The organism is Streptomyces sp. CB02366 (assembly GCF_001905905.1).
Classification (GTDB): Bacteria; Actinomycetota; Actinomycetes; order Streptomycetales; family Streptomycetaceae; genus Streptomyces.
In genome coordinates this window covers 257189-273503 of record NZ_LIVT01000001.1, presented here as the reverse complement: position 1 = coordinate 273503, position 16315 = coordinate 257189, and the positions used below count along the sequence as shown (strand labels likewise).

General features: G+C 71.6%; 14 protein-coding genes. 11 read left to right on the top strand and 3 right to left on the bottom strand.

The features are described from left to right. Nucleotides 1-6 precede the first annotated feature (6 nt). From AMK24_RS01155 to AMK24_RS01135, 5 genes are read left to right on the top strand one after another with little or no spacing between them, the layout of a single operon-like run. A complete protein-coding gene (locus AMK24_RS01155) occupies nucleotides 7-1038 on the top strand; it encodes a glycosyltransferase family 2 protein (protein ID WP_073764015.1) in 1032 nt (343 codons plus the stop codon). Next, nucleotides 1035-2204, top strand: coding sequence for an endonuclease/exonuclease/phosphatase family protein (locus AMK24_RS01150; RefSeq protein ID WP_073764013.1), 1170 nt, complete (start codon nucleotides 1035-1037; stop codon nucleotides 2202-2204). Before AMK24_RS01155 ends, AMK24_RS01150 begins: the two co-directional genes overlap by 4 nt. Continuing rightward, entirely contained in the window at nucleotides 2201-3367 is a 1167-nt protein-coding gene (locus tag AMK24_RS01145; RefSeq protein WP_073764011.1) for a glycosyltransferase family 4 protein, read from the top strand. The genes AMK24_RS01150 and AMK24_RS01145 overlap by 4 nt, the downstream gene beginning before the upstream one ends. After that, nucleotides 3364-4509: an endonuclease/exonuclease/phosphatase family protein gene (locus tag AMK24_RS01140; RefSeq protein WP_242434878.1), complete on the top strand. Its 1146-nt coding sequence runs from the start codon at nucleotides 3364-3366 to the stop codon at nucleotides 4507-4509. The genes AMK24_RS01145 and AMK24_RS01140 overlap by 4 nt, the downstream gene beginning before the upstream one ends. Continuing rightward, the gene (locus AMK24_RS01135; protein ID WP_073764009.1) at nucleotides 4466-5476 is read left to right on the top strand and encodes an aldo/keto reductase; all 1011 of its coding nucleotides are present in this window, start codon (nucleotides 4466-4468) and stop codon (nucleotides 5474-5476) included. The genes AMK24_RS01140 and AMK24_RS01135 overlap by 44 nt, the downstream gene beginning before the upstream one ends. An 80-nt stretch (nucleotides 5477-5556) precedes the next feature. On the opposite strand, the gene AMK24_RS01130 is transcribed toward AMK24_RS01135, so the two are convergent. Next, nucleotides 5557-6321, bottom strand: a complete 765-nt coding sequence (locus AMK24_RS01130; RefSeq protein ID WP_073764007.1) for a GntR family transcriptional regulator — start codon at nucleotides 6319-6321, stop codon at nucleotides 5557-5559. Nucleotides 6322-6600: 279 nt separating this feature from the next. Here AMK24_RS01130 and AMK24_RS01125 point away from each other — a divergent pair, with 279 nt between their 5' ends. From AMK24_RS01125 to AMK24_RS01110, 4 genes are all read left to right on the top strand, one after another. Further along, the gene (locus tag AMK24_RS01125; protein WP_073764005.1) at nucleotides 6601-7899 is read left to right on the top strand and encodes a sugar ABC transporter substrate-binding protein; all 1299 of its coding nucleotides are present in this window, start codon (nucleotides 6601-6603) and stop codon (nucleotides 7897-7899) included. 116 nt (nucleotides 7900-8015) lie between these two features. Next, on the top strand, nucleotides 8016-9023 hold the full coding sequence (locus AMK24_RS01120; protein ID WP_073764003.1) for a carbohydrate ABC transporter permease: 1008 nt from the start codon (nucleotides 8016-8018) through the stop codon (nucleotides 9021-9023). After that, nucleotides 9020-9883 carry a carbohydrate ABC transporter permease gene (locus tag AMK24_RS01115; RefSeq protein WP_069737557.1) on the top strand — a complete coding sequence of 288 codons (864 nt, stop codon included), beginning with the start codon at nucleotides 9020-9022 and terminating at the stop codon, nucleotides 9881-9883. Before AMK24_RS01120 ends, AMK24_RS01115 begins: the two co-directional genes overlap by 4 nt. 9 nt (nucleotides 9884-9892) lie before the next feature. After that, nucleotides 9893-11422, top strand: coding sequence for a glycoside hydrolase family 3 protein (locus AMK24_RS01110; RefSeq protein WP_073764000.1), 1530 nt, complete (start codon nucleotides 9893-9895; stop codon nucleotides 11420-11422). 161 nt (nucleotides 11423-11583) lie between these two features. Here the strand turns inward: AMK24_RS01110 and nagB are convergent, their stop codons facing one another. Continuing rightward, the gene (gene nagB, locus AMK24_RS01105) at nucleotides 11584-12369 is read right to left on the bottom strand and encodes a glucosamine-6-phosphate deaminase (RefSeq protein ID WP_073763997.1); all 786 of its coding nucleotides are present in this window, start codon (nucleotides 12367-12369) and stop codon (nucleotides 11584-11586) included. A gap of 235 nt (nucleotides 12370-12604) precedes the next feature. On the opposite strand from nagB, the gene AMK24_RS01100 reads away from it, so the two are divergent. Both AMK24_RS01100 and AMK24_RS01095 read left to right on the top strand, forming a co-directional pair. Next, the gene (locus AMK24_RS01100; protein ID WP_073763994.1) at nucleotides 12605-13678 is read left to right on the top strand and encodes an SIS domain-containing protein; all 1074 of its coding nucleotides are present in this window, start codon (nucleotides 12605-12607) and stop codon (nucleotides 13676-13678) included. Nucleotides 13679-14094: 416 nt separating this feature from the next. Beyond that, nucleotides 14095-15561, top strand: coding sequence for a sensor histidine kinase (locus tag AMK24_RS01095; protein WP_073763992.1), 1467 nt, complete (start codon nucleotides 14095-14097; stop codon nucleotides 15559-15561). A gap of 187 nt (nucleotides 15562-15748) precedes the next feature. Here AMK24_RS01095 and AMK24_RS01090 read toward each other — a convergent pair whose 3' ends face one another. Beyond that, nucleotides 15749-16006, bottom strand: coding sequence for a WhiB family transcriptional regulator (locus tag AMK24_RS01090; protein ID WP_003953983.1), 258 nt, complete (start codon nucleotides 16004-16006; stop codon nucleotides 15749-15751). Nucleotides 16007-16315: the final 309 nt, after the last annotated feature.

The following is a 16315-nucleotide window of genomic DNA, read 5'->3' as shown; positions in this document are numbered from 1 at the left end:
CGCCCCATGAACCGGAAGCACCCCCTCGTCTCCGTCGTCATCCCCAACTACAACTACGGCCGCGCCCTGGAACTCTGCCTGCGCGCCGCCCTCGCCCAGACCTACCAGCCCCTGGAGGTGCTGCTCGTCGACGACTGCTCCACCGACGACTCCGTCGCCGTCGCCGAGGCCTGCGGCGTCCGGGTGATCAGCACCGGCGTCAACAGCGGGGTCGCCACCAGCCGCAACACCGGGGCCGCCCACGCACGCGGCGAGATCGTCGTGTTCGTCGACTCCGACGTGGCGATGGAACCGGACGCCGTCGCCAACGCCGTCGCCCTGCTCGACTCCGACCCCCGCATCGGCGCGGTCTGCGGCACCTACGACGCCGAACCCCTCATCCGGGACAGCCTGATCGAGGAGTACCGCTGCCTGCACCAGTTCTACTGGCTGGCCGAGACCGAAGGCCGCATCGGCACCCTGCACACCGCGATCTGCGCCATGCCCGCCCGCGTCTTCGCCGAGATCGGCCCCTTCAACCCCCGGCTGCGCCACACCGAGGACGGCGACTACGCCGCCCGCATCTGCCGGAGCTACGAGGTCCACAGCTCCACCGCCGTCCGGGGCCGGCACGACCACGACGACACCTGGCGGGTCGTGCTGCGCAAGGTCTTCCACCGCACCCGGCTGCACATCCCGCTGTACGTCCGACGCGGCGACCTCCCCGGCGGCATCGCCACCGGCCCCCGCGCCGGGGCCAGCATCGCCGCCCTGCTCGCCCTGGCCACCCTGCCGCTCGGCCTGGTCGCCGCGTCCTGGCTGCTCGTCCCGGCCGCCCTGCTCGCCCTCACCCTGCTCGCGGACTCCGCCCTGTACCGCTTCGTCCTGCGCCGCCGGGGCCCCCTGTTCGCCGCCTACTTCGCCTTCGCGCACACCGTGGTCAACGCGGTCATCGCGGCGGGCGCGGGCGTCGGCGCCCTCCAGTGGCTGGCCTCCCGCCGCTTCCGCCGGCTGTACGAGCCCGGCGCGCGCCCCGCCCCGGTACGGGCCACGCCATGACGGGAACCCCGGCGACGGACGCCGCCGCCCCCGCGGACCCTGAGGCGCCCGACGCCTGCCCACCGCCCGCGCGCGAAGGGAAGGCCCGTCGGTGGCCCGGCCGGCTGCTGCTCGCCGTCGCCGTCCTGTGGGCCCTCTTCGTCGCCGCCCGGGCCCTCCTCAGCGGCCGGTGGTGGGTGTGGAACGGCCTCGGACTCGCCCCGCCCGTCCTCCATCTCCTTTTCCCGCTCGCCCTGCTGGTCCCGGCCGCGCTGATCCGGCACGGGCGGCGGGCGGCCGTGGGCGCCGTCCTGGCCTCGCTGCTGCTGGGATCCTGGCAGACCGGGCTGCACCCCGGCGCACTGCTGCGCGGACAGCCCGCCGTGCCGCCGGAGGCCCTGAAGGTGGTCAGCTGGAACACCTTCTTCTGGGACCAGGACAGCGACACCGACGCCTTCTACGCCTACCTGAAGTCCCACTCCGCCGACGTCTACCTGCTCCAGGAGTACCAGCACGCCCGGGGCGACGAACCCGCCCCGATCGACGACCTGGCCCGGCTCCGCAGGGAGTTCCCCGGCTTCCACATCGCCACCGAGGGGGAGTTCCTCACCCTGTCCCGCTTCCCGGTCACCTCCGTGCGGGCACTGCGCCCCGCCGGCCTGGCCCCGCCCGACACCTCCTGGGCCGACTACTGGGACATCCGCGTCCTGCGCACCGACGTCGACGTGGACGGCGAGACCCTCTCCCTCTACAACACGCACCTGCCCGACCTGCTGAACGTCGACCGCAACCCCCTGACCGCCGCCTACCACCGCTCCGTACGGCAGCTCTCCGACCGCCGCGACCGCCACTTCCGGGCCCTGCGCGACGACCTCGACGCCAACGACCACCCGGTGGTGCTCGCCGGGGACCTCAACGTGCTGCCGGGCACCGGGGACCTGCGCTGGTTCGACGGGCTGCGGGACGCCGCCGACGCCGGGGACTCGGTCCACCCGGCGACGTTCCCGGTGAGCGGCCCGGCGCTCTGGCGACTCGACTGGGCGTTCGTCTCGCCCCGCCTCGACCTGCACCGGCAGTCCGTCCAGGACCCGCCCGCCGCGCTCTCCACCCACCGGCTGATCGAGCTGCGCCTCTCCCTGCCCGCCTCCGGGGCCGCCGCCCCGCCCACCGAGAAGGACCGGTCATGACCCGGCGCTCCGCGCGCTCGCCCCGCTTCGACGCGACGATCGTGCTCACCTACTACCTCCCGTACACCAGCGGCCTCACCGAAGTGGCCCGCACGGTCGCCGAAGGGCTGGCCGCGCGGGGCCGCCGGGTCGCCGTCGTCGCCTGCCGCCACGACCCCCACCGCCCCGCGCGCGAGACCGTGAACGGCGTCGAGGTCTTCCGCGCCCCGGTCGCCGCCCGTCTCGGGCGCGGCGTCATCAGCCCCGGATTCGCCCCGCTCGCCGGACGGATCGCCCGCGCCTCGCGGGTCGTCAACGTCCATCTGCCGATGCTGGAGGCCGGACTCGTCGCCCGGCTCGCCGGGGACACCCCGGTCGTCGCCACCCACCACGACGACGTCTGGCTGGCCGGCGGCGCGCTCGCCCCGCTCCAGGTGAAGGCCGTCGACGCCTCGGTGGCCGGGGCGCTGCGCCGCTCGGCCGCCGTCGTCGTCAACAACGCGGACCACGCGGAGCATTCACGCCACTGGCCCCTGATGCGCGAGCGTCGTCTGCTCTCCATCGCGCCGCCTTGCCGGGAGCGCGAGCCCGCGCCCGCCGCCTTCCGCGAGACGGCGGGCCCGCACATCGGCTTCCTCGGCCGGATCGCCCCCGAGAAGGGGCTGCACCACCTGGTCGACGCCTTCCGGACCATCCCGGACCCCGACGCCCGGCTGCTGATCGCGGGCGACTACTCCAAGGTCGCCGGGGGCAGCGTCGTCGGGGCGCTGCGCACCCGCGCCGGGGACGATCCCCGCATCCGGTTCACCGGATTCCTCCAGGACGACCAAGTGGCCGGGTTCTACGCCTCGTTGGACGCATTCGCCCTGCCGTCCGTCGCCGAGGAGTCCTTCGGCATCTCCCAGGCCGAGGCGATGATGCTCGGCGTTCCCTCGGTCGCGAGCGACGCGCCGGGAATGCGCGTCCCGGTGGTGGAGACGGGTTTCGGCCGTCTCTTCCCGCCGGGCGACGCCCGCGCCCTGGCCGCGGCCCTGCGCGAGGTGGCCGCCTACCCGCCGGAGCGCCGCGCCGAGGGCGGCCGCGACGCCCGTGCCCGGTACGGGGCGGACCACTGCCTGGACGCCTACGACGCCCTGTTCCGGGACGTCGGGGCGGCGCGGCGGGTCCGGGGGGCCCTCGCGTGACGAACCCGGAGAGCCCGGCCGGGGCGGTGTGGGCCGAAGCGGCCGTGAACGCGGGAGGCCCGCCGCTGTGGGCGGCGGTGGCCTGGGCCGTGTTCCTCGCCGCCCACCTCGCCCTCAACGGCCGCTGGTGGTTCTGGCTGCTGCCGTCGCTGCTGCCGCCGCCCCTGTTCGTCGCGGTGCCCGCCCTGCTCCTGGCGGCCGCCGGAGCGACGGGGGACCTCGCGGCCGGTGCGGTGGCGGGGGCGTCCCTGCTGCTCGGGGTCCGGCAGTCCGGCGCGGTGTTCGGCGCGCTGGTACGCGGAGCGCGCCGGCCGCCGCCCGAGGGGGCGGTGCGCGTCGTCTCCTGGAACACCCGGCACTGGTGCCAGAGCACCGACCCCGAACCGTTCTACGCCTTCCTGCGCGGGCTCGACGCCGACGTCTACCTCCTCCAGGAGTACCACCACGACCGGTTCGACGGCACCTACCGGCTGATCGACGACGACCGGCGGCTGCGCGCGAACTTCCCCGGCCACGAGGCCGTCATCGACCGCGGGCTGATCACCCTGTCCCGGCTGCCGGTCGCCGCGACCGTCGGGACGGCGGCCCGCCGGACCCTGCGGGTCGACCTGGAGATGCCGGGCGACGGCCGGATTCTCGCCACGTTCAATGTCCACATCCCGGTACAGCTGCGGTTGATCAGTCCGTTGCGTGCAGACTTCTACCGCGCGGTCCGCTCGCGGGCCGCCGACCGGGAGCGGGAGTACCGGGGACTCCTCGCGGACGTCGCCGAGTGCCCCCACCCGGCCCTGATCGCGGGGGACTTCAACACCACCGCCGCCATCGGGGACTCCCGCCGCATCGCCCGCCTGGGCGCCGATGCCGTCGCCCTGGCCGGGAAACTGTGGCCCGTCTCCTGGCAGCCCCGCCCCGGCCTGCGCTGGTGGCGGCTGGACTGGGTGCTCGGCACGCCCGGCGTCCGGGTCCACAGCTACCGCTTCCGCGATCCGCGCGGCCTGTCCGACCACTGCGTCCAGGAGGTGTCCGTGTCGCTCGCCGAACCGGACCACCGGCCACCGGCCGGCCTCCGTGCCCACCACCACGACGAAGGAACCCACCATGCGTTACCGCTACCTCGGCAAGACCGGCCTGCGGGTCAGTGAACTCTGCCTGGGCGCCATGACGTTCGGCCGCGAGGCCGACGAGACCACCAGCCACGCCCTGCTGGACCGCTTCACCGAGGCGGGCGGCACCTTCGTGGACACCGCCGACATCTACTCCGCCGGAGCCTCCGAGGAGATCCTCGGCCGCTGGCTGAAGAGGCGGCGCCGCGACGACGTGGTGATCGCCACCAAGGTGCGGTACGGCATGGGGGAGGGCCCCAACGACCGCGGCCTGGGCCGCAACCACCTGATCTCCGGGGTGGAGTCGAGCCTGCGCCGGCTGGGCACCGACCACATCGACCTCTACCAGGTGCACGCCTGGGATCCCGGCACCCCGCTGGAGGAGACCCTCGCCACCCTGGACGCCCTGGTCACCTCCGGCAAGGTGCGCTACATCGGGGCCAGCAACTTCTCCGGCTGGCAGCTCCAGAAGGCCGTCGACCTCAGCCGGGAACACGGCTGGGAGCCCTTCACCGCCCTCCAGCCGCTCTACAACCTGCTGGACCGCTCCGCCGAGTGGGAGCTGCTGGAGGTGAGCCGCAACGAGGGGCTCGGCGTCATCCCGTGGAGCCCGCTGCGCGGCGGCTGGCTGAGCGGCGCGATCCGGCGCGGCACGGAACGGCCGCCCGCGGGCACCCGCGTGGAGACCGCCGAGCGGCTCGGGTGGGGCGAGTCGTGGAGCGCGTACGAGGGGGACGAGCGCACCTGGCGGGTGCTGGACACCCTGCACGACGTCGCGGAACGCACGGGCCTCGCGGTGCCGGTGGTGGCCCTCGCCTGGCTGCTCGGCCGCCCCGGCGTCACCGCCCCCATCGTGGGCGCGCGCACCCCGGAGCAGCTGGAGACCAACCTGGGCGCCGCGGACCTGGACCTCGACCCGGCCGACGCGGCCCTGCTCACCGCCGCGAGCGACCAGGCGCTCCCGTACCCGTACAGCGTGATCGAGACGGACCCCGAATTGCGCTGACGCTCCTCGCGTGACCGAAAACGGGCGGCGGCCCGGGGCTCGGAGCCCCGGGCCGCCGCCCGCTCGCGCGGTGCCGTCCCTCAGTCCGTCGGCCGCTTCAGGCGGGCCACGAACTTGTAGCGGTCGCCCCGGTAGACCGAGCGCACCCACTCCACCGGCTCGCCCCGGCCGTCCACCGAGTGCCGGGACAGCATGAGCATCGGCAGCCCGACGTCGGTGCCCAGCAGCCCCGCTTCGCGCGGCGTGGCGAGCGAGGTCTCGATGGTCTCCTCCGCCTCGGCCAGGCGGACGTCGTACACCTCGGCGAGCGCGGTGTAGAGCGAGGTGTACTTCACCAGCGAACGGCGCAGCGCCGGAAAGCGTTTGGCCGAAAGGTGCGTGGTCTCGATCGCCATCGGCTCCCCGCTGGCGAGCCGCAGCCGCTCGATGCGCAGGACCCGGCCGCCCGTCGAGATGTCCAGCAGCCCGGCGAGGGTGTCGTCCGCCGTGACGTAGCCGATGTCCAGGAGCTGGGACGTCGGTTCCAGGCCCTGGGCGCGCATGTCCTCGGTGTACGAGGTGAGCTGGAGGGCCTGGGAGACCTTCGGCTTGGCGACGAAGGTGCCCTTGCCCTGGATGCGTTCGAGGCGGCCTTCGACGACCAGCTCCTGGAGGGCCTGGCGCACGGTGGTGCGCGAGGTGTCGAACTCGGCGGCCAGGGTGCGCTCGGGCGGCACCGGGGTGCCGGGCGGCATGGTGTCCGTCATGTCGAGGAGATGCCGCTTGAGCCGGTAGTACTTCGGTACGCGCGCCGTGCGCGTACCGGCTCCGGTCTCGCTCCCCGTACTGCCCCCGTCGGCACTCATGGCCCGCCTTCCCGACGCTTGCTTTACTGCCGTCACCGGCTCCTCCGTCTGTCGCGGCTCACATGGTGGCACGGTCCGGTCACGGGTCGTCGCCCTCCCTTAGGTGTCGGTCCTATAACGGACGCGAGTGCACTTCTTATACACCCTTGACACCCCTAAAGGTCTAGGCCAAGCTCCGGGTACTGGTCTAAACCATTAAAGACCAGGTCCAGCCCCAGCAGAACTCGTCGAATGTCTTCGCGGTGGGTGGGGTTGCAGCATCCCTGAGGAGGGTTTGACGTGAAGCGCAAGCTCATCGCGGCAATCGGTGTCGCGGGCATGTTGGTCTCGGTCGCGGCGTGTGGTTCCGACGACAAGAATTCGTCCGCCGACCCGAAGGACCGCAAGGAGACCCTGACCGTCTGGCTCATGGGCGAGGCCCAGTCCACCTGGCCTGAGCTGGTCAAGGACGTCAACACCGAGTTCAACAAGAAGTACCCGGGCGTCAAGGTCAAGGTTCAGTACCAGCAGTGGGCCGACAAGGTCAAGAAGCTGGACACCTCCCTCGGCGGCGACAAATTCCCGGACGTCGTCGAACTCGGCAACACCGAGACGATGCAGTACATCCTCAATGGTGCGCTCGGAGAAATCGACCCCAAGAAGTACGAGAACTCGGACACCTGGATCAAGGGTCTGAAGGACACGTGCTCCTTCGAGGGCAAGACCTACTGCGTTCCTTACTACGCGAGTGCCCGCCTGGCGGTCTACAACAAGGACATGCTGAAGGCCGGCACCGGCAGCGACGCCCTCCCGCAGACCGAGGACGAGTTCCTCGCCGCGATGGACAAGGTCGCCGCCGAGCTGGGCAAGAAGGACAAGCGCGCCTCCTCCCTCTACTTCCCGGGCCGCTACTGGTACGCCGCGATGTCCTACGTCGCCGCCTACGGCGGTCAGATAGCCACGTACGACGAGGGCGGCAAGGAGTGGAAGGCCGCGCTCTCCACCCCGGAGGCCCAGAAGGGCATCCAGCACTTCGTCGACCTGGTCAAGAAGTACAACAAGGCCGACGTGACGAAGGACGAGCAGGACCACGCCAACGTCATGGCCAACGAGAAGGCCGCGGTCATCTACGGCCAGGCGTGGGAGGCCGGCAGCGTCACCACGGGCGAGAACGGCAACCCGAAGCTCGACGGCAAGATCGCCACGGCCGGTATGCCCGGCCCCGAAGGCAAGGCCCTCCCGTCCTTCATCGGCGGTTCGGACCTCGCGACGATCTCCAAGTCCAAGGTCCAGGACCTCGGCGAGGAGTGGATCTCCCTCTTCACCAACGCGAAGTCCATGGAGGTCCTCGCGTCGAAGAACATCCTCCCCAACAACGAGAAGCAGCTCGAGCCGCTGAAGCAGAAGCCGGAGACCGCCGCCATCGCCAACGCGGTGCCGGACGCCTGGTTCACGCCGATCGCGCCGGGCTGGGCCTCCGTGGAGAAGGAGGAGATCCTCCAGAACATGCTCCTGGAGATCGTCAAGGGCGCCTCCGTCGCCGACGCCTCGAAGAAGGCCGACGACAAGATCAACGCGCTGATCAACAAGGAATCCTGACCTTCCGATCGCCAGGCGGGGGCCCGGCGGCAGCGCCGGGCCCCCGCTCCTTTCCCCGCAAGTGAACGCCGTGAATTCCGGGGCCCGCCCCGGACCCGCGATGGAAGGTCAGCCACGTGTCTGCCGCTGATACCAAGGCCGCCGGGCCGCCGGTCCCCGTACCACCCGACCCGCAGGCGATCGGCAAGTCGTCCCCCGACGACGATGCGCCCCGGGTGCAGAAGAGGAAGCGGAAGAAGGGCGAACTCCTCCCCTACTTCCTGATCCTTCCGGCGATCGTGGCGATCGCCGCCGTCTACCTCTACCCCCTCGGCAAGACGGTCATCATGTCCTTCCAGGACATGGGCCGTCGCGAGCTGTGGACCGGCGATCCGGCTCCCTGGGTCGGCCTGGAACAGTTCACCAACATCCTCGGAGACTCCGAGTTCTGGTGGGTCACCTTCCGCACGGTCGTCTTCATGATCATCTGCGTGACGCTGACCATGGGGCTCGGACTGCTGGTCGCCCTGCTGATGCGCAGGCTCTCCACGTGGGTCCGGCTGGTGCTCACCGCCTGCCTCATCGCCGCCTGGTCCATGCCGCTGATGGTGGCCGCCTCCATCTTCCGCTTCATGGCCGACTCCGACTACGGCCTGATCAACACCCTGATCGCCAAGGTCGTCGGCGAGGACTGGCTCGGACACAACTGGTACCTCAACCCCGTCCAGGGCTTCGGCATCATCACCCTGCTGGTCGTCTGGGGCGCCATCCCGTTCGTCGTCGTCACCCTGTACGCCGCCCTCACCCAGGTCCCCAAGGAACTGGAGGAGGCCGCCGCCCTCGACGGCGCCAGCGCCTACGGCATCTACAAGTTCGTCACCTGGCCGGTCATCAAGCCGGTGTTCACCATGGTCACCACCCTCTCGGTGATCTGGGACTTCAACGTCTTCGGCCAGATCTGGCTGCTGCGCGGCAACAAGCCCGAGCCGGAGTACGAGACCCTCGGCCTCTACTCCTACTCCAAGGCGTTCGAGTCCACCTCCTTCAGCCAGGGCACCGCGATCGCCCTGATCACGGTGCTGCTGCTGTCCGGCGTGGCCGTGTACTACCTGCGCCAGCTCATGAAGACGGGAGAGGTCGAATGAGCAGCTCGACCCAGACGACACAGGCGCTGCGGCCCGACCGCAAGAAGAGCCGGCTCCACCTCGACCTCCTCGGCCTCGGCATCGCCCTGGTCATGGTCTTCCCGGTCTACTGGCTGGTCATCAGCGCCCTGCGGCCCAACCGCGAGATCCGCAGCTACGACCAGACCCTGTGGCCCACGTCGATCACCTTCGACAACTTCGTCCGGGCCACCGAGCAGCCGAACTTCGCCACCGCCATCCAGTCCAGCCTGATCGTCGCCGTCACCGCGGTCGTCGGCGGCATGATCATCGCGACCCTGGCGGCCCTGGCCATCGGCCGGTTCCGGTTCTTCGGCCGCAAGGCTCTGGTCCTGATCATGATCCTGGTCCAGATGCTGCCCCCGACCGCGATGCTCATCCCGATCTACGCCCAGCTCAACGCGATGGGCGGGATCGACGAGTACTGGGGCCTGATCGTCGTCTACCTCGTCTCCACGCTGCCCTTCGCCACCATCATGATCCGCGGCTTCGTCGTGAACATCCCGGTGGAGCTGGAGGAGTCCGCGATGGTGGACGGCTGCACCCGCTTCCAGGCGTTCCGCCGGGTGATCTTCCCGCTGCTGGCCCCCGGGCTCGCCGCCGCGTCGATCTTCGCCCTGGTCAACGCGTGGAACGAGTACCTCTTCGCGTACATCCTGATCAACGACAACTCCAAGTACACGCTGAACGTCTGGCTGATGACGTTCACGACCGAGCGCGGAACGGACTACGGAGCCCTCATGGCGGCCTCGACCATGATCGCCCTCCCCGTCGTCGTGTTCTTCATGATCATCCAGAAGAAGATGGCCGCTGGCCTCACTTCCGGCGCCGTGAAGGGATAGTGCGGGCCCATGACCACCCTCGTCTCCACCACGGACACCCTGACGCGCGACGCGCTCGCGGTGCTCCAGCCGGGGTTCACCGGCACCACCGCACCGGACTGGCTGCTGCGCCGGGTCGGTGAAGGGCTGGCCTCCGTCGGGCTGTTCGGCCGCAACATCGCCTCGCCCGAGCAGCTCACCGCCCTCACCGCGCGGCTGCGCTCCGAGCGGGAGGACGTCCTCGTCGCCATCGACGAGGAGGGCGGTGACGTGACCCGGCTGGAGGTCGCGCACGGCTCCTCGTTCCCCGGCAACCTCGCGCTCGGCGCGGTGGACGACGTCCACCTCACCCGGGCCGTCGCCCAGGAGCTGGGCCGCCGGCTCGCCGAGTGCGGCGTCAACCTCAACTGGGCGCCGTCCGCCGACGTCAACTCCAACCCGGACAACCCGGTCATCGGCGTGCGCTCCTTCGGCGCCGACACCCGGCTGGCCGCCCGGCACACCGCCGCGTACATCGAGGGGCTCCAGGCCGCCGGCGTCGCCGCCTGCACCAAGCACTTCCCCGGGCACGGCGACACCGCGGTCGACTCGCACCTCGCACTGCCCCGCATCGACGTGGACCTGGACACCCTGCACGCCCGTGAGCTGGTGCCCTTCCGGGCGGCCATCGCCGCGGGTTCCAAATCGGTGATGAGCGCGCATATCCTTCTCCCTGCGCTCGACCCGGACCGCCCGGCGACCCTGAGCCCGCAGATCCTCACCGGCCTGCTGCGCCAGGAGCTGGGGTACGACGGCCTGATCGTCACCGACGCGGTGGAGATGGACGCCATCGCCGGTACGTACGGCATCGAGCGCGGGTCCGTCCTCGCCCTCGCGGCGGGCGCCGACGCCATCTGTGTGGGCGGCGGCCTGGCCGACGAGGAGACGGTGCTGCGGCTGCGCGACGCCCTCGTCGCCGCCGTGCGCGACGGGGAGCTGACCGAGGAGCGGCTCGCCGACGCGGCCGCCCGTGTACGAGCCCTCGCGTCCTGGACGCGGAGGGCCCGGGGGGATGTCCCGGAGCCGGGCGCGGCAGTGCAGGAGGGGACCGCGCCCGGCACCGGAGTCAGCTCCGGCATCGGCCTGGTCGCCGCCCGCCGCGCGCTCCGGGTGACCGGCTCCGGCGACCGGCTCACCGGGGCGGCGTACGTGGCCTCGTTCGGCGCCGAGGCGAACATCGCGGTCGGCGCGGAGACCCCGTGGGGCGTCGCCGCCGAGCTGGAGAGGCTCCTGCCCGGCACCGGTGCGGGCGCCTACACCGAGGGGAGCACCGCTCCGGTGGAGTCCGTCCTCGCGGCGGCGGGGGAGCGGCGCATCGTCGCCGTCGTCCGCGACGAGCACCGGCACGCCTGGATGGGCGCGGCGCTCGACGCCCTGCTGGCGGCCCGCCCGGACACGGTCGTGGTCGAGATGGGCCTGCCCCAGTCGGCCCCCCGGGGCGCGCTGCACCTGGCCACCCACGGCGCGGCCCGCGTCTGCGGCCTGGCGGCGGCGGAAGCGCTGACGGGCGCCACGGGCTGACGCCGGGCCGGGAACGAGCCCGTCCGGCGATCGGGGAACCTCCTGCCGGTCGGGCCGCACCGGAGCCGCACCGGACCATGCACCCGCAGCACCGCACGGCTCAGGGCCGGGACGCCGCGACGGCGTCCCGGCCCTGAGCCGTGTCGGGGGAGGGGCGGCCCCTACAGCCCCTGCCACGCGGGCTTGGCCGCGTACGTGGCGCGGAAGTAGTCCGCGAGCTTCAGCTTCGACGCCGCCGCCTCGTCCACCACGACGGTCGCGTGCGGGTGCAGCTGGAGCGCCGAGGCCGGCACGATCGAGGCGACCGGCCCCTCCACCGTCTGGGCGACGGCCTCCGCCTTGCCCTCGCCGGTGGCCAGCAGGATCGGGTGGCGGGCGTCCAGGATCGTCCCGATGCCCTGCGTGATCACGTGGTGGGGCACCTGCTCGATGTCGTCGTCGAAGAAGCGCGCGTTGTCGATCCTGGTCTGCTCGGTCAGCGTCTTGATCCGGGTGCGCGAGGCGAGCGAGGAACACGGCTCGTTGAAGCCGATGTGCCCGTCGGTGCCGATGCCCAGCAGCTGGAGGTCCACGCCGCCCGCCTCCGCCAGCGCCCGGTCGTACGCCTCGCAGGCGGCCTGGACGTCCTCGGCCGAGCCGTCGGGGCCCAGGAAGGACGCCTCGGAGAGCCCGAGCGGTTCGATCACCTCGCGCAGCACCACGGAGCGGTACGACTCCGGGTGGCCCGCCGGCAGCCCGACGTACTCGTCGAGCTGGCAGATCCGGGCGCGCGAGGCGTCCACCGCGCCGGAGGCGACCTTCGAGGCGAGCGCGCGGTAGATGGGCAGCGGGGTCGAGCCGGTGGCGACACCGAGCAGGGCGTCGGGCTTGCGGTCGAGCAGTGCGGCGATGGCTTCCGCGATCAGTTCGCCGCCTGCCGTGGCGTCCGGGACGATGACAACTTCCACGCTGTGCCTGCCGATCTGACTAGGGAAGGAGGTGGTATAGACCAATCAATCTCCCAATTTAGCAGAATCGGGCAGCCGTACGGTGAACCGTCCGCGCATCGGCGCCGCGCCGCCCCGGCCCACTGGCGGGCGGGGGCATTGCCTGGTCGACTTGTCCGGTACGACGCCGATCGCGCACCCGCGCCCGCGTCGTCCCGTACGCCGACACCGACGCCGACAGCCCAGGAGGTCCCCCATGTCCGCCACCCCTCCGGCCGGCCCGGGCGACGAGCCCGGCCGCATCATGTCCGGCGAGATGGCCGAGCAGCCCGCCGTGCTGCGCCGCATCCTGGAGAAGGGCGCGCCCCGCATCCGCGAGACGGCCGCCGAGATCGCCGCCCGCAAGCCCCGGTTCGTCCTGCTCACCGCCCGGGGCACGTCCGACAACGCGGCGCTGTACGCGAAGTACCTGCTGGAGATCCGCTGCGGGCTGCCCTGCGGACTGGCCTCCATGTCCACCACGACGGCCTACGGCGCCCGCCCGGACCTGCGGGACGTCCTGGTGGTCACCGTCAGCCAGTCGGGCGGCTCGCCGGACCTGGTGGCCTCCACCCGCGCCGCCCGCGAGGCCGGGGCCGTCACGCTGGCGGTCACCAACAACCCGGACTCCGCGCTCGCCGCCGTCTCCGAGTACCACATCGACATCCTGGCGGGCCCGGAGAGGGCGCTCCCGGCCACCAAGACGTACACCGCCTCCCTGCTCTCCCTGTACCTCTTCGTGGAGGGGCTGGGCGGCCGTGACGGCGCCGAGGCCGCCGCGAGCCTGCCCGACCTCGCGGGCGCGGTCCTGGGCCGCCGGGCCGAGGTCAAGGCGCTGGCCTCCCGCTACCGCTTCGCCCAGCGCATGGTGATCACCTCGCGGGGCTACGGCTATCCCACGGCCAAGGAAGCGGCCCTCAAGCTGATGGAGACCAGCTACATCCCGGCCCTCTCCTACTCCGGGGCGGACCTGCTGCACGGTCCGCTGGCGATGGTCGACAACATCTCCCCGGTGATCGCCGTGGTCACCGACGGCCGGGGCGGCGAGGCCCTCCAGCCGGTGCTGGACCGGCTGCGCGGACGCGGCGCGGACCTCTTCGTGGTCGGCCCCAAGGCCCAGGTGGAAGCCGCGTCGGCCGGCTTCTCGCTGCCCACGGCGGGGGTTGCGGAGGAGGTGCAGCCGATCCTGGAGATCCTGCCGCTGCAGATGCTCGCCTACGAGGTGACGATCGCCCGGGGGCAGGACCCGGACGCGCCCCGCGCCCTGGCCAAGGTCACCGAGACCCGCTGAGGGCCCGCCCTCCGTACGCCCCCTCCGAAGCGGACCGGTGCGGGAGGCGGGCGGCACGGCCCCGGAAACACCCACGGGCCGCGGCGCCGGGACAGGACCCTCAGCCCGTCCGGCACCGCAGCCCGGAGCTACCTGGCCGGCGGTGTGCGGTGCCACCGGCCACAAGAGGCGCCGGCGCGGTCAGGGCAGAGAGCGCCGGGTGCCTCGGTCCACTCTCCTGTGCGGGGAGAGCGGAGGTCGTGCTGCCCATTGTGGACTAGACCAATTGGCCGTGTCCATCCGTGTGCACGACATTCTCCGGCCCGGTTCCGGGCCTGTCCATGCCGTTGCCGTGCCGTCGCCCCGGGGCACGGCCCGCCGGGCCGATCGGTTCGAACGCTTTCGGTCACCCCGGGTACGCTCCACACGTGCCCTCCATGAACGACCTCGTCCGCCAGCACACCGCCCTGAGCGACACCGACCTCGAATGGCTCCACCTGCTGGTCTCGGAGTGGCAGCTGCTCTCCGACCTCTCCTTCGCCGACCTCGTGCTCTGGGTGCCCACCCGCGACGGCACGCGGTACGTCTCCGTCGCCCAGATGCGCCCCAACACGGGCCCCACCTCCTACCAGGACGACATGGTCGGCCACCTGGTGCCGCGCGGGCGCCGCCCGCTGCTGGACGCGGCCCTGGACGAGGGCCGGATCGTGCGCGAGGGCGACCCGGAGTGGCGCGAGGAGGTGCCCGTGAGGGTCGAGTCCATCCCCGTGCGCCGCGACGGCCGGGTGCTCGGCGTCATCGCCCGCAACACCAACCTGCTCACCGTGCGCACCCCCTCCCGGCTGGAGCTCACCTACCTCCAGTCCGCCTCCGACCTGGCCCAGATGATCGCCGCGGGGGCCTTTCCCTTCCCGGGCCAGCAGGTCGACATGGACGCCTCCCCGCGCGTGGGCGACGGCCTGATCCGGCTCGACGCCGACGGGGTCGTCCAGTACGCCAGCCCCAACGGCCTCTCCGCCTACCACCGTCTCGGCCTCGCCTCCGACCTGGTCGGCCACCACCTCGGCACCACCACCGCCGAACTGGCCCCGTCCCGCGGGCCGGTGGACGAGGCCCTGGTCAAGGTGGCCAGCGGTTACGCGCCGCGCGAGTTCGAGGTGGAGTGCGCGGGCGGGGTGATCCAGCTCCGGGCCATCCCGCTCAAACCCAAGGGCGTCCGCATCGGCTCCCTGGTCCTGCTCCGGGACGTCACCGAACTGCGCCGCCGCGAACGCGAGTTGATCACCAAGGACGCCACCATCCGGGAGATCCACCACCGGGTGAAGAACAACCTCCAGACGGTGGCCGCCCTGTTGCGGCTCCAGGCCCGGCGGATGGACTCCGAGCAGGGCCGCGAGGCGCTCAACGAGGCGGTCCGGCGCGTCGGTTCGATCGCCATCGTCCATGAGACGCTGTCCCAGAACCTGGACGAGCGGGTCGAGTTCGACGAGATCGCCGACCGGGTCATCGCGATGGTCTCGGAGATCTCCCCGGGCAAGGTGATCTGCCGTCGCACCGGACGTTTCGGCATCCTCGACGCCGAAGTCGCCACCCCGCTCTCCATGGTGCTGACCGAAGTGCTGCAGAACGCGCTGGAGCACGCTTTCGCCGTGGCCGAGCGCGGCACGGTGGAGGTCTCCGCGGTGCGCGGCGGATCGCCCACCGAGGGCCGGCTGCTGATCACCGTCACCGACGACGGGCGGGGGCTGCCCGAGGGGTTCGACCCGCAGCAGGCCGGAAACCTCGGCCTCCAGATCGTACGGACGCTGGTGGAGGGGGAGTTGGGCGGCACGTTCGGCATGGTCCCGGCCCCCGGGCGCGGCACCCAGGTGGTGCTGGACCTCCCGGTCCGCGCGGACAAGTAGGACCGTCGCCCGGCGGTGGAGGCGAGCGCGCACAGCGAAGCGGGCCCGGACCGTGGTGACGGTCCGGGCCCGCTCCGTGATGCTCACGTTGCGATGCGCTCCGGGGTACTGCGCGCTGCGACTCGAAGGCGGGGCTGTGCGTACGCTCTGTACGCGCCGCCGGGCTGAGGCTTGGTGCGGTTCTCGCTCAGGCGCTTGCGTTGCGCGCCCGGTTGCGAGCGGCGCGGCGCTTCATTGCGCGGCGCTCGTCCTCGCTGAGGCCACCCCAGACGCCGGAGTCCTGGCCGGACTCGAGCGCCCACTGCAGGCACTGCTCCATGACGGGGCAGCGGCGGCAGACAGCCTTGGCTTCCTCGATCTGCAGCAGCGCAGGACCGGTGTTGCCGATGGGGAAGAACAGCTCGGGGTCTTCCTCACGACAAACGGCGTTGTGACGCCAGTCCATGGCTGCTACCTCTCCTTGGTATTACACGCTTGTTGCTTGTGAATGTGAACGCTTTCACGAATCCCCCCGTAGATGACGGGCCGCCCCCCAGAAGTACTGGGTGTGGTCACGTGATGGTGAGGAGGGGTTCTGACTCTCAGTGGAGGCCGATGCTGCGGGCCGTCCCGATCGCCATGTAGAGATTCGCAAACCTCGGCGGCGGATACAACCCCTTCTGGAAAGTTTTTTTTGATTCCTCGGTGTCGACTAGGTCACAGGCGCACTTCTTAGGGGTGGAACCCTGGCCAAACGTTCGAGTTAAAGGACTTT